The organism is Chiayiivirga flava (genome assembly GCF_014202825.1).
Taxonomy (GTDB): domain Bacteria; phylum Pseudomonadota; class Gammaproteobacteria; order Xanthomonadales; family Xanthomonadaceae; genus Chiayiivirga; species Chiayiivirga flava.
In genome coordinates, this window is sequence record NZ_JACHHP010000007.1 from 45,541 (window position 1) to 59,133 (window position 13,593).

The window sequence follows — 13,593 nt, forward strand, 5'->3', positions numbered from 1 at the left end:
GGAGAGGGGTTGGGGAGAGGGTCCGGGACGCCCGGACGATCCACCTCGACTCGAACTATCCGAGCGTATTGCCCCGCGTGTTCCGGCGCACCTGAGGGGACGCACGTCAACCGCGTGCGGCCTCATACGGGCCGACTCTCGTCCCAGCGTTCCACGCACTCCTCCGACCGGACCCTCATCCGCCCTTCGGGCACCTTCTCCCACAGGGAGAAGAGCAAGCGCCTTGGGCGCCTTATCGCATTGGAGAGGGTAAGCGCCTTCGGGCACCTTCTCCCACGGGGAGAAGGGCAGGCGCGTTCGTGCGACGCTCGCGCAGCTGACCGATAATCCCCGTCCGCCCGCGCGCCCGGACCCCGCATGACGCCCTCCCGCACCACCGCCCCGCTGCACGTCGTCATCCTCGCCGCCGGCGAGGGCAAGCGCATGCACTCCGCGCAGCCGAAGGTGCTGCAGCCGATCGCGAAGGTGCCGATGCTCGGCCACGTCATCGCCACGGCGCGCACGCTCGAACCGGCGGCGATCCACGTCGTGTTCGGCCACGGCGGCGACCAGGTTCGCGCGGCCTTCGCGGCGCAGGCCGACCTGCAATGGGTCGAACAGGCGCAGCGCCGCGGCACCGGCCATGCCGTGCAGCAGGCGATGCCGGGCATCCCCGACACGGCGCGCGTGCTCGTGCTCTACGGCGACGTGCCGCTGATCACGGCGACCACGCTCCGCCATCTGCTGAGCATCGATGCCGCACTCGCCGTGCTCGTCACTGACCTCGCCGATCCCACCGGCTACGGCCGCATCGTGCGCGATGCCGAAGGCCGCGTCGATTCCATCGTCGAACACAAGGACGCGGATGCCTCGCAACGCCTGATCCGCACCGTCAACAGCGGCATCATCGCGGCCGACGCGGCCAAGCTGCGCGAGTGGCTCGCGACCCTGCGCGCCGACAACGCGCAGGGCGAGTACTACCTCACCGACGTGTTCGCGCAGGCCACGGCCGAGTTCGCCGCGGCCGAGATGGCGCACGTCGAGGATCCGGTGGAAGTGGAGGGCGCCAACGATCCCTGGCAGCTCGCCACGCTCGAACGTGCGTTCCAGACCCGGGCCGTGCGCCGGCTCTGCGCCGAGGGCGTGCGCGTCGCCGATCCGGCACGCGTCGACGTGCGCGGCACGGTGACCGTCGGGCGCGATGTCGAGCTCGACGTCGACGTCATCCTCGAAGGCACGGTCGTGCTCGGCGACGGCGTGCGCATCGGCCCATTCACGCGCATCGCGGACACCACGCTCGCCGCCGGCACGCAGGTGCGCGCGCACTGCGACATCGACGGTGCCACCACCACTGGTGCCGCAATCATCGGCCCGTATGCGCGCCTGCGCCCCGGCACGCGCCTGGGCGAGGGTGTGCACGTGGGCAATTTCGTCGAGACGAAAAACGCCGACATCGGCGCCGGGTCGAAGGCCAACCACCTGAGCTACCTCGGCGATGCCGTGATCGGGGCCCGGGTCAACGTCGGGGCCGGCACCATCACCTGCAACTACGATGGCGTGAACAAGGCCACCACGCGCGTCGAGGACGGCGCGTTCATCGGCTCGAACAGTTCGCTGGTCGCGCCGGTGACGGTCGGCGCGGACGCGACCATCGGCGCCGGCTCGGTCATCGGCACGGATGCGCCCGCCGGCAAGCTCACGCTCACGCGCGCGCCGCAGGTCACCAGCGACCGCTGGCAACGCCCGCGCAAAGCGCCGCACGACACCACGTCCTGACGCCGGCGGGCTCGGTTGCGGCTGCGTCCGGCGCGTCGGCATAATCGGAAGTCCGCGGCGTCCGCCGCGATGTGCCCTCGGTCCGCATGAGCGATCGTCGCAACGAGCGTCCGTACGTCGAGTTCGCAGCCGGTGCGACCATCGTCGATGGCCGCACGGCCGGGGACGCGCTGTACATCGTCGAGAGCGGAACCGTGCTGGTCGAGCCGCCCGGCGCACCGGCCTACACCGCGGCTGCGGGAGAGGTGGTCGGGGAGACCGCGTTGCTGGACGGCGCCGTGCCGCTGCGTGCGAGCGCCCGCACGGCGGTCCGCGCCCTGCGCGTTCCGATCGAACTCCTGCCGGCGGTGCTCGCCAGCGACGCTGGCGTCGCAATGCACCTGCTGCGGCAGCTCGCGCGGCGCGCGCATCCGTCCCCGACGCATGCGACCGAGCACGTCGACGCGACCGATGCGCATTCGATCACGCCATCGCCGACGGCGCGTCCGGGGCCGAATGGCGCGACGCCCGGCATCCGGGCGCCGAGCACACCCGTGGACGCCGACACCCGCACCGGTGCGTTCGTGCTGCGCCACGCCGAGGGTCGCATCGCGTTGCCGGCGCAGGGCGACTGGCTCGTCGGTCGGCCGGACCCGGCCACGGGCGCGATTCCGGAGGTGAATCTCGGCCCGCTCGATCTGGCCCGCAGCCTGAGCCGCCGCCATGCCCGCATGGTGCTCGATGGCGCCGGTGGCGTCGCACTGCGCGAGGAACCCGGCGTCTCCAACGGGACCTGGGTCAACGGCGCGCGCCTTGCGGCCGGCCAGACCGCGACGCTTCGTTGCGGCGACAAACTGCGTTTCGGCGCGATCGAAGTGGAGCTCGACCGCGAATGAGCCGCCACCGCCCGCCGGAGCCCGCCGTGGACGATCCCCTGTCGCGCATCGACACCTCTCCGCTCGACGCGCTGCTGCGCATCCGCGCCGAACTGGACCTGCTGGAGGGCCGCCTGCAGACGATGCAGTCGCGGCGCGACAGCGTCGCCGCAGCGGTGTATGCGCGCGTCCGCGACGATTACGAACGGCGGCGCGACGCACTGGACGCGGACGCGCGCCCGCTGAAGGCAGCCGCGCGCGCGAGCCATGCCGCGTTGCGGCAGCAGCTGGCGCAGGCCGGCAACGCACACGAGGCCGCGCGTCTGGACCGTGAGGAAATCGAATTCCGCTTCAGTCTCGGCGAATTCGACGCGACCGAGCAGCAGACGCGCCTGGTCGAGATCGATCGCCGGCTCGCCGAGACGGGCGCGGCGCGCGAGCGGGCGGAGGCATTGCACCAGCGCTTTCTCGCGGCGTTCGCGTCGCAGGAGGATCTGGAGGCCGGCGCGGCCGATGCACCGACCGTGCAGCTGCGCACCCTCGGCGAGCACGACACGCAGCCCGCGTCGCCGCCGCCGCCGCCGCCGCCGCCGCAGGCGGGCGGCGCCGCGACGGTCGCGATGAAGATCCCGCCTGCGGACGCCGCGGGCGCGACGCAGGTGATGCGCACGCTCAAGCGCGACGGCACCGCACCGCGCTCGGACCAAACCCTGATCATGCGCACCGCGCGGCTGCTGCCACGCGGCGGCGACACCGGCGCCCAGCCGGTGGTGGTGGCGCTCAAGCCGCTGCTGCTCGGCAGCGGCAGCGACTGCGACGTGAAGATCGCCGGCGCGCGTGCACACCACGCCGAAATTCGCGCCAGCATGGCCGGCTTCACCCTCACCGACCACGGCGGCGGCGTGCGCATCAACGGCGTCGCGGTGGAGCAGCATCTGCTGCGTCAGGACGATGTCATCGACATCGCCGGCACGCAGTACGTGTTCCGCGACCTGTGATGCACGCGCCCACTGCGATCGCGCGTGAAGCGGCGCGTCTGCTCGGCGCTACCGCCGCGGCCCCACGCGATGATGTCGGCGAGCTGGCTGCAGCGGCCGCCGACCTGCTCGGCGACCGGGCACGACCCTCCGATCCGCCGGCGCCCGGCGGGCCCGCCGAGCCGCCGCGGGCACCGCAGCCGGACGACAGGCCGACCGGCGCGTCGAAGCGGCCTGCGTCCGAGGACTGCACCGCTCGCGCTCCATCGCGCAAGGTGTCGTGGCTGCAGCGACTGTTCGGCAGGCGCTGACCGCCGGCGCATCCGCAGCATGCGGCTGCGGCGTGCATCCGCATTGCCGGTCCGGGGGCTGGCCACCGCCGTCGTCCCGAGACAAAAAAACCGACGGCCCGGTGGACCGTCGGTTTTGAAAACGTCGCCGCTAAAGGGAGGGAGGACGACGACGTGCTTGCTCCCGCGCATCGCCGACGCGCCGGCCGCAGCCGGTGCGTCGCGCGGATGCCGATTACTTGGCCTTGGCAGCCTTGCTCGCGGTCTTCACGACGCTGTGACCCGCGTCCTCGAACTGCGACTTGTAGATCTGGCCGATCGCTTCGCTCGTCTTGAGCGTCGAGCCGAGCACTTCCTGGCCGGTCGAATAAAGCGTTTCGGTCGATTCCTTCACCAGCGCCACGCCCTTGGGCCAGATCGCCTTGGCGCCGTCCATGTCGCGCACCTCGGCCGCTTCGCCCATGAAGGCGACGGTGGCGTTGAGCGTGTCCTGGAAGGTCTTGAGCTGCAGGCCCATGACGCGCTCGAAATTCTGAAACGCGAGGTTGTTGGCCTTGAGCGTGGTCGCGGCGAAATTCTGGGTCATCGAAGCGAACGGATTGCTGTACTGCTCAAACATGGTTTGCCCTCCGGCAGAGTGTGTGGGCGCACGCTACCAGAAGTTTTGTTGCGTTGCAACATCCGGGCTGAATCGCGCCCGGCTCGACTCTCTGATTCAGATCCAATGAGTTGTTTTGAAAGAGAATATCTGGAAATCCGGAGAGTTGTGGCGTTGCAGCATCAGGCGGTGGGGCCGCGATAGTCGCAGCCCGAGGTGCAGGTCTCGTGCACCACCACGCGGGCCAGCCCCGGCAGCGTCGGTTGCAGCCGCTCCCAGATCCACTGCGCGATCCGCTCGCTGGTCGGGTTGTCGAGCCCGGGCACGTCGTTGAGATAGTGGTGATCGAGCTGTTCGTGCAGTGGCGCGAAGGCCGCCTTCACGTCGGCGAAGTCCATCACCCAGCCCAGCGTCGGATCGAGCGGACCGCCGACATGCACCTCCACCTTGAACGAATGCCCATGCACCCGTGCGCATTTGTGGCCGGGCGGCACGTGCGGCAGGCGGTGCGCGGCCTCGAGCTGGAAAACCTTGAAGATGGTGAGCGGCATGCGTGGCGGATCGTGAGAAAAAGGGCAGGTACAGTCTACCCGCGGCGCGGGACCCGGTTGCGTGACTCCGAATCCAACCGGCATGCAGCCGCGCCGGCATCGCCACCGGCCGGTCGTGCGATAATCGCGGCATGAAACACGCACGCATTCACGCTGTCCCGCGCGCGCGCGCGGCGTTGCTGGTCCTGCTGCTGGGCGCGGTGCCGCTCGCATTTGCCCAAGGCACGCCGGCGGATGACGCGCCCGGAGGCGACCGCTCGGGACCCGAGGCGCCGCCGGATCTCGCGCCGGCCGGATTGCCGCCGGTGGAGGCCGACAGCCCGGCGTTGCGCGATCCGCCGGACGCCGCGGCGCAAACGGCGGCGGAAGAACGCGTCAGCCTCGACGAGATCCGCCGTTTCGTCTCCGTGTTCCGCGCGGTGAAGCAGGCCTACGTCGATCCCATCGACGACGAGACCCTGATGCGCGCCGCCATCCGCGGCCTGCTGATCGACCTCGATCCGCACAGCGCGTATCTTGATCGCGAGGAATCGCAATCGCTCAACGAGCAGGCCAGCGGTGCCTACGACGGCCTCGGCCTGGAAGTGCTGCAGCAGCCGGACCGCTCGCTGCTGGTGATTTCGCCGATCGACGACACCCCCGCAGCGCGTGCCGGCATCAAGCCCGGCGACATCATCACCGCGATCGACGGCAAGGCCATCGATGCCGACAACACCGACGCCGCCGCCGATTCGATGCGCGGCGAGCCCGGCAGCAAGATCCGTCTCACGGTGATGCGCGAGACGGCCGCCGAGCCGCTGCAGTTCACCCTCACGCGCGAAACCATCCGCGTGGCGAGCGTGCGCACCGAGTTGCTGGAACCGGGCTACGGCTATCTGCGCATCGCCACGTTCCAGGCCGACACCGGCATCGAGATAACGAAGAAGCTCAAGGCGCTGCAGGCCCAGAACAAGGCGCCGCTGCGCGGTCTGGTGCTGGATCTGCGCAGCAACCCGGGCGGCCTGCTGCACGCGGCGGTGGAAGCGGCGGACGCCTTCCTCGACGAAGGCATCATCGTCACCACAAAGGGGCGGCTGCCGTACGCCAACGCCGAGTTCCGCGCGCGCGACGGCGATCTGCTCGACGGCGCCCCGATCACCATCCTCGCCGACAGCGGCACCGCGAGCGCCGCCGAGGTGCTTGCCGGCGCGTTGCGCGACCACCAGCGCGCGCTGGTGATGGGCGAGCCGACTTTCGGCAAGGGCTCGGTGCAGACCGTGCTGCCGATGGACAACGGCGATTCGATCAAGATGACTACCGCGCGTTACTACACGCCCGACGGCACCTCGATCCAGGCCGCCGGCATCGCACCGGACGTGCCGCTCGGCGCGCAGGCGCAGGCGCGCGCGACCGAGCAGCCGCCGACGGTGCGCGAGCGCGATCTGCCGGGCCATCTGCGCGGCGACAACGAACTCGATCCGGAGCCGGCGGACGGCTTCGAATCGATTCCGGTGGATCCGCCGGCGATCGTCGAGCTCGACGACAGCGCCGTGCGCGAGGCCTTGAACCTGCTCAAGGGGCTGGCGGTGTTCGGCGAACGTAAAAAGCCCGCCGGCGGCTGATCCCCGCACGACGGGTCGGGCGGACGGCGGCAGACGCGCGCGCTAGTTGCGCAAGCGGCGCGCGATGGCCGGCCGCGCGATCAGCGCAAACACGATGCCGATCGCGAACCCGGTGAGATGCGCCCACCACGCGACCGCGCCGAACTCCGGGCCGACCCACATGAAGGCGACCTGCAACAGCGCCCAGATCGCGATCAGCAGGCTGGCCGGCGTGCGCACGAACTCGAGGAACAGGCCGAGCGGCAGCACGAAACCCAGATGCGCGCGCGGAAACAGCGCGAGATAGGCACCGATGATTCCGGAGATCGCGCCGCTTGCGCCGACGATCACGGTGGCCTGCGAATCCTGCAGCGAGAATGCAGCCGCGAGGTTGGCGATGGCGCCGCAGGTGAGGAACACGGCGAGGAAACGCCACGGTCCGAGCGCGCGTTCGGCCGGCATGCCGAAGATCACGAGGAAGAGCAGGTTGCCGGTGAGGTGTAGCCAGTCGGCGTGCACGAAGATGGCGGTGAACAGCGACAGCACGCGCCCGTCGACCAGCGCGCGCAACGCGCCCTGATCGGAGAACAGCGTTTCCGGCACCGCGCCCCAGCGCTGCAGGAACGGCAGCAGCGCCGCAGGATCGCCCACCGCCAGCCAGACGAACAGCGCCATGTTGGCCGCGACCAGCAGCGGCGTCGCCCAGCTCGGGGCAGGCTTTCGTCGCGATGGCACGTGCACGAACATCGATGCGCGTCCGCGCCGTCAGAGGCGCGGGATGAGAAAGCGGCGGCCGTCGAACTCGAGCACCGCGCCATCGCGACGGATCTCCGACACCGCGAGCGCGCGCGACAGGCGGTCGCCCTCGCGCAGGCGCTGGCCGTCGATCAGCACGAAGCGTGCGGCCGGATCCGCCGCGTAGACGTGCATCGTGAGCTTGAGCGGCGGCAGGGCGTCGCGTTCGGCGGCGGACAGGTCGACGAGGCGGGGCAGCATGTCGAGCGGTTCGTCGGGAACGGCCGGGATCGCGGGCGCGGGCGGCGCGGCGACCGGCGGTGCCGTCGCGACCGGCGGCGCCGGCGCCGGCGCCGCCGGTCGCGACGCTGCCGGGGCCGGATCGACGGGCGGGGCCGAGTTCGCCGGTACCGGTCGCGACTCGCGTTCGGTCGACACGAAGTCCGGGTCGCTCGGCAGTTCGGCCGTCTGCGGGGGCGGCGCGGTAGCGCGCGCGGGCGTCGTCGGCGTCGTGGGCGTCGGCGCCGCATCGCGGGCGGCGGGCGCCGGTGCCGCAGCAGACGGAGCCGGCGCGGCGGCCGGTTCGGGCGCGGACGGCGCACCGCGCAGCCACCACCATGCCAGCGCGGCGGCCAACGCCAGCAGCACGAGCAACGCCAGCAGCAGCGGCCATGTCGGACGCCGGCGCGTCGCAGTGCGCTGCACCGGCGTCATCAGCCCGGGCACCTGTCCGAGGCGGCGCTCGGCTTCGGACTTCTTCAGGGCTTCGAGGATCAGCGACATCGCGCGGCCCTCACTGCAGCCGGCGCCGCAGGCGCGGGCCGTCCTTGTCGCGCGCGGTCAGCGCCAGCAGCGTTTCCGGGCCGACGATCCCGTCCGGCAGCAGGCCGTGTGCGCTCTGCAGGCGGCGCACGCCGGCTTCAATGCCGGCGTCGAAGTAGGCCGGGCCGTCGCTGTCCACGCGCGCTTCCTGGGTGGCGTTGAGGCGTTCGCGCAACCACTCGACCGCAGCACCGCTGTCGCCGCGCCGCAGCGACGGCGGGACATAGTCCGGCGCGCGCCACAACGCGAAATATTCGCCCAGCCAGACGCGCTCGAGATCGGCGCGCGTCACATCGACGGTATCGCCGCCGATCGCGAGTCGCGCGCGGGTCTTGCTGATGCCCAGCAGCACGGCCCAGGTCTGGCGACCATCGTCGGACAGGCGCAGCACTACCGGCCGGCGCAGCGCCGAGAGCTTGGCGAGGCTGCCGCTGCTGCGCAGGCAGTACACGCCGGGCGCCACCACCGGCGGACACCGCGCCGCGGTGGCGGCATTCACCTCGTCGGCGCGCAGCGTCCACAGCGACAGCAGACGGTTCCATGCGGCCGGGCCGTCCGCCGCGTTGGGCTGGATCATCTGCGCCAGTTCGGAGGCGTCGAGGACGGGTGTTTCCGGCGGGGCCGGCGGGGTCGGTTCCACCGCGGCCACCGGCGCGGGCGGCGGCGGTGCCGCCTGCCGCGGCCACTGCCACAGCACCAGCGCCGCGAGCGCGATCAGCGCCCCCGCGAACCAGCCCATTTGCGGCAGTCGCCAGCGGCTGAGCGGCGACGCGAGCACTTCGGCCGCGGCGCGATTCACCGTGCCCTCGCCGATCTGGGCGTGATCCTGCACGTAGCCTGCGGTGAGCGCGCGGTCGGCAATGGTGTTGATCAGGCGCGGCACGCCGCCGGAATGCTGGTGCAGCCGGCGCAGCGCGAGGCGGGTGAACGGCAGCCGCGTCGAACCTGCGACGGCGAGCCGGTGGCGCACGTACGCTTCGGTTTCGTCCGGATCCAGCGGCGTGAGGTGGTAGCGTGCGGTGATGCGCTGCGCGAGCTGGCGCAACTCCGGCCGCGCCACCATCTCGCGCAGCTCCGGCTGGCCGAGCAGGATGATCTGCAGCAGCTTCTGCGTCGGCGTTTCGAGGTTGGTGAGCAGGCGGATCTGTTCGAGTGACTCGGTGCTCAGGTTCTGCGCCTCGTCCACGATCAGCACCACGCGCAGACCCTGGGCGTACGCGTCGAGCAGATAGGCGTTGAGCCCGTCGACCAGCGACTTGAGACTGCCGCGGCGGCCGGTGAGATCCACGCGCAGTTCCTCGCAGATGCTCTCCAGCAGTTCGACCGGCGACAGCCGCGGGTTGAGCACCAGCGCCACGCGCGCGTTTTCCGGCAGCTGCTCCAGAAGCAGCCGGCACAGCGTCGTCTTGCCCGTGCCCACCTCGCCGGTGAGTTGCACGAACCCGCCGCCGCCGCCCTGGCCGATGCCGTACAGCAGGTGCGCGAGCGCGTCCCGATGCCGTTCGCTCAGGAACACGAAGCGCGGATCGGGCGTGATGGAGAACGGCGGCTCGCGCAGTCCGTAGAAATCGAGGTACATCGGTTGGCCCGGAAGTCGCCGATGACTGTAGCGGCTGGCGCTCGGAAGGAGCGTTACGGAATCGTTAAGGCGCGGGCGGGCGCCCGCGCCGCGTCATCCGCCGAACGGCAGTTCGGGCTGCTGCAGTTCCAGCCGCCCTTCGCCCGCCATGATCTTCTTGAACTCCGCGCGCGACACCGACACGTAGCGATCGTTTCCGCCGATCTCCACCTGCGGCCCGTCGGTGATGGCGCGGCCGTGCTCGTCCACGCGCACCACCATCGTCGCCTTCCGGCCCGTGTGGCAGATGGTCTTGATCTCGGTCAGCGAGTCCGCCCAGGCCAGCAGGTACTGGCTGCCTTCGAACAACTCGCCGCGGAAATCGGTGCGCAGTCCGTACGCGAGCACCGGCACGCGCAGGCGATCGACGATGTCCGTGAGCTGCCACACCTGTCGCTTGCCCAGGAACTGCGCCTCGTCGACGAGCACGCAGTGCAGTGCGCCGTGCTGCGCGATGTCGTCGCGCGCGATCTGTTCGAGGTCGTCGGCCTTTCCAAAGATCCGGCCGCGCGACGACAGCCCGATGCGCGACGCCACCACCCCTTCGCCGAAGCGGTTGTCCAGCTTCGGCGTGAGAATCAGCGTACGCATGCCGCGTTCGGTGTAGTTGTGCGCGCTCTGCAGCAGCGTGGTGGTCTTGCCGGCATTCATCGCCGAGTAGTAGAAGTAGAGCTTGGCCATGGGTCCCCCGCGCGAGGGGACCATGGTAATCGAGGCGGCACGGAATCCCGACGGCGCACGCGGCGACAGTCGCGGCGTACGCGTCGGTGGCCGCTCCCGTGCGTCGTCGCGCGGCGGCGCACGTGGCGCGCTCCTCAGTCCTTCTCGATGTCCGACCGCGGCGCGTCGCCGCTCGACAGCGGCCCCACTTCCACCACGCCGCGCGGCGACGCGCGCCAGGTCTCGTCCTGCCACTGCCAGTACTCGTATTCCTTCCACAGCCGCGGATCGTGGATCTCCTCGCCGCGCATGCGCGTCCAGCCGGTCGCCGACGGCACCAGAATCGTCAGGTTGCCGACGAAGCCGGTGCGGCTGCCGGTCACCTTCGAGCGTCCGCGCCGCAGCTGGCTCTCCATGCGCGGCTTGGCGACCGCGTCGCCGTAGCGCGCGTACACGGCCTGGCCCTGTTCGATCGAACGCTCGCGCGTTGCCGCGTCCATCTGCATCCAGAAATGCTCGCGCAGCCCCACGAACGTGGGATAGCCGCGTTCGGCCGCAAGATCCATCCAGGCGTAGGCCAGTGCCGGATCGGCATCGCTGCCTTCGCCTTTCCACAGCATCTGGCCGACCATCCCCTGCGACGCCTTGTCGCCGTAGTACGCCGACTTGCGGAACAATCGCAATGCGTCGGCATGGTCCCCGCGTTCGTAGGCCTCCAGTCCCATGCGGCGGAACTTGAGGTCCGGATGGTATTTCTCGAACTGGCTCTGCACCGCTTCCGGTGCGATGTCATCGGGCGCCTGGGCGTGTGCGACGGCCGCGGTGGCCACCAGCGCGATGCAGATCAGGCTCGCGGCGCGCCACCAGCGCGCAACGGGGCGTGTGATGCTCATGCGTTCGGGTCCTTCTTGGAGTGCCTCATGCGACAGGCCGGCAAGGGAACGAGTTCCGACGCTGCGCGAAGAAAAGAATCCCGAGCCGGCGAAATGTGACGCGCATCCCGCGACGCGCATTGCGCGATCCGCCGGGTGCAAGCCACCGCCTGCTCGGTGGTATGCCGCCGTCGCACGCGGCGGCGGCACGCGTCACACTATGCAGTCACCCGCACGACAGAACCGATGAGCCTCAACCCCTACCAACGCGCCGCCGTCGAATATTGCGACGGTCCGCTGCTCGTGCTTGCCGGCGCGGGTTCCGGCAAGACACGCGCGATCACCGAGAAGATCGCGTACCTGATCGCGAAAAAGCACCTTCCGGCCTCGAAGATCGCCGCGATCACCTTCACCAACAAGGCCGCGCGCGAGATGCGCGAGCGCGCCGCGAAACTGCTGCGCGGACAGGATGCGGACGGGCTGACGGTGGCGACGTTCCACTCGATGGGCCTGAAATTCCTGCAGATCGAACACGAGGCGGCAGGGCTGCGCCGCGGCTTCTCGATCTTCGATACGGACGATTCGGCCGGCGTCCTGAAGGAACTGCTGCCCAAGGGCGCGAAGAACGACGTGCTCGATTCGGTGCGCGGCCTGATCTCGCGCGCCAAGAACGACGTGCTCTCGCCCGAGCGCGCCGCCGAGCTTGCGAGCAGCCCGCGCGAACGCGAAGCGGCCGACATCTACGCCCAGTACCAGCGTCGCCTCGCGGCGTTCAACGCGGTGGACTTCGACGACCTGATCCGCCTGCCGGTGACCCTGCTCGACGAGCACGAATCGCTGCGCACCGCATGGCGCGAACGCCTGCGCTACCTGCTGGTCGACGAATACCAGGACACCAACACCGCGCAGTACCGCCTGCTCGCGCAGCTGGCCGGCCCGCGCGGCGCGTTCACCGCGGTCGGCGACGACGACCAGTCGATCTACGCCTGGCGCGGCGCGGACCCTGAGAACCTCGTGCGCCTGGGCAAGGAGTACCCGACGCTGCGCGTGATCAAGCTCGAACAGAACTACCGCTGCGCGCGCCGCATCCTGCGCGCGGCGAACGCGCTGATCGCGAACAATCCGCACCTGCATCCCAAGCAGCTGTGGAGCGACCATGCCGACGGCGAACCGATCCGCGTGTTCGAGTGCCGCGACAGCGAGCACGAAGCCGAGCGCGTCGCGGCCGAGATCCGCTTCATCGCCGACAAGCACAAGGCGCAGTGGAACGAGTTCGCCGTGCTGTTCCGCGGCAACCACCAGTCGCGCGCGCTGGAAAAGGCGATGCAGCTGCAGCGCATCCCGTACCACCTCAGCGGCGGCACCGCGTTTCTCGAACGCGCGGAGGTGAAGGACACGCTCGCGTGGCTGCGCCTGATCGCCAATCCCGACGACGACGCCGCGTTCCTGCGCGCGGTCGGTGCGCCCAAGCGCGACATCGGCAGCACCACGCTCGCGAAGCTCGGCGAGTTCGCATCGAAGACCAGCCTCAGCCTGTCGCGCACCGCCGAGCGACTCGATGTGCTCAGGCAGCTGCCGACGCGCTCGGCCGGCGCGGTCGACGCCTTTGTCACGCTCGTCAAGCGCCTGCGCCAGCTCGCGCACGCCGAGCCTGCCGGCGCGTTGTGCCGCAGACTGGTCGAGGAAAACGGGCAGATCGCCGCGATTCGCGCCTCGACGCGCGACGATGCAATGTTCGCGCGCCGCCGCGCCAACCTCGACGAACTCGCAGACTGGTTCGACGCCGCCGGCAAGGGCGGACCGGGCGAACTCGCCGCGCAGCTCGCGCTGCTCACGCATGCCGATCGCGACGAGCCGGGCAATGCGGTGCGGCTGATGAGCCTGCATGGGTCGAAAGGCCTGGAGTTCTCGTACGTGTTCATCGTCGGCGTCGAGGACGGCCTGCTGCCGCACGAGGCGAGCCTGGACGAGAATCGCCTCGACGAGGAGCGCCGCCTGATGTACGTCGGCATCACGCGCGCCAAGACACTGCTGCACCTGAGCTACACGCGCCACGCGCGTCGCTACGGCGAACTGCAACGCGTCACGCCGAGCCGATTCCTCGATGAATTGCCGAAGGCCGAACTGCACTGGATCGGCCGCGATGCCGAGCAGGACGCCGAACGCACGAAGGAGCGCGCGGGTGCCACGATCGCAAGCCTCTCGGCCCTGCTCGGCGACTGACCGGCGCCGTGATGCGGCGGTCATGAGGGCCGGATAGACTGCGGGTTCGGCCTCCGGG

General features: G+C 70.4%; 13 protein-coding genes. 6 read left to right on the forward strand and 7 right to left on the reverse strand.

Translation table 11 applies throughout. The annotated features are described in order from the left end of the window. Positions 1–357 precede the first annotated feature (357 nt). From glmU to HNQ52_RS15625, 4 genes are all read left to right on the forward strand, one after another. Positions 358–1,755 (forward strand): bifunctional UDP-N-acetylglucosamine diphosphorylase/glucosamine-1-phosphate N-acetyltransferase GlmU, encoded by a 1,398-nt coding sequence (gene glmU / locus HNQ52_RS15610; RefSeq protein WP_183962118.1) that lies wholly within the window; start codon positions 358–360, stop codon positions 1,753–1,755. 86 nt (positions 1,756–1,841) lie between these two features. Next, entirely contained in the window at positions 1,842–2,630 is a 789-nt protein-coding gene (locus HNQ52_RS15615; RefSeq protein WP_183962119.1) for a cyclic nucleotide-binding domain-containing protein, read from the forward strand. A 26-nt stretch (positions 2,631–2,656) separates the two neighbouring features. Continuing rightward, on the forward strand, positions 2,657–3,607 hold the full coding sequence (locus HNQ52_RS15620; protein WP_183962120.1) for an FHA domain-containing protein: 951 nt from the start codon (positions 2,657–2,659) through the stop codon (positions 3,605–3,607). Beyond that, positions 3,607–3,897 carry a hypothetical protein gene (locus HNQ52_RS15625; RefSeq protein WP_183962121.1) on the forward strand — a complete coding sequence of 97 codons (291 nt, stop codon included), beginning with the start codon at positions 3,607–3,609 and terminating at the stop codon, positions 3,895–3,897. Before HNQ52_RS15620 ends, HNQ52_RS15625 begins: the two co-directional genes overlap by 1 nt. A 214-nt stretch (positions 3,898–4,111) precedes the next feature. On the opposite strand, the gene HNQ52_RS15630 is transcribed toward HNQ52_RS15625, so the two are convergent. Beyond that, positions 4,112–4,495 (reverse strand): phasin family protein, encoded by a 384-nt coding sequence (locus tag HNQ52_RS15630; RefSeq protein WP_183962122.1) that lies wholly within the window; start codon positions 4,493–4,495, stop codon positions 4,112–4,114. Positions 4,496–4,656: 161 nt separating this feature from the next. Continuing rightward, entirely contained in the window at positions 4,657–5,025 is a 369-nt protein-coding gene (queD, locus tag HNQ52_RS15635; RefSeq protein WP_183962123.1) for a 6-carboxytetrahydropterin synthase QueD, read from the reverse strand. A gap of 131 nt (positions 5,026–5,156) precedes the next feature. On the opposite strand from queD, the gene HNQ52_RS15640 reads away from it, so the two are divergent. Beyond that, the gene (locus HNQ52_RS15640) at positions 5,157–6,626 is read left to right on the forward strand and encodes a S41 family peptidase (protein ID WP_183962124.1); all 1,470 of its coding nucleotides are present in this window, start codon (positions 5,157–5,159) and stop codon (positions 6,624–6,626) included. 42 nt (positions 6,627–6,668) lie between these two features. Here HNQ52_RS15640 and HNQ52_RS15645 read toward each other — a convergent pair whose 3' ends face one another. From HNQ52_RS15645 to HNQ52_RS15665, 5 genes are all read right to left on the reverse strand, one after another. Next, a complete protein-coding gene (locus HNQ52_RS15645; protein ID WP_183962125.1) occupies positions 6,669–7,352 on the reverse strand; it encodes a rhomboid family intramembrane serine protease in 684 nt (227 codons plus the stop codon). An 18-nt stretch (positions 7,353–7,370) separates the two neighbouring features. Beyond that, a complete protein-coding gene (locus HNQ52_RS15650; RefSeq protein ID WP_183962126.1) occupies positions 7,371–8,123 on the reverse strand; it encodes a general secretion pathway protein GspB in 753 nt (250 codons plus the stop codon). 10 nt (positions 8,124–8,133) lie between these two features. Next, positions 8,134–9,741, reverse strand: a complete 1,608-nt coding sequence (locus tag HNQ52_RS15655; RefSeq protein WP_183962127.1) for an ExeA family protein — start codon at positions 9,739–9,741, stop codon at positions 8,134–8,136. A 93-nt stretch (positions 9,742–9,834) separates the two neighbouring features. Next, positions 9,835–10,461 (reverse strand): thymidine kinase, encoded by a 627-nt coding sequence (locus HNQ52_RS15660; protein WP_183962128.1) that lies wholly within the window; start codon positions 10,459–10,461, stop codon positions 9,835–9,837. 134 nt (positions 10,462–10,595) lie between these two features. Then, a complete protein-coding gene (locus HNQ52_RS15665; protein WP_183962129.1) occupies positions 10,596–11,333 on the reverse strand; it encodes a sel1 repeat family protein in 738 nt (245 codons plus the stop codon). A gap of 225 nt (positions 11,334–11,558) precedes the next feature. Between HNQ52_RS15665 and HNQ52_RS15670 the strand changes: the two genes are divergently transcribed. Next, a complete protein-coding gene (locus HNQ52_RS15670) occupies positions 11,559–13,535 on the forward strand; it encodes a UvrD-helicase domain-containing protein (protein WP_183962130.1) in 1,977 nt (658 codons plus the stop codon). Positions 13,536–13,593: the final 58 nt, after the last annotated feature.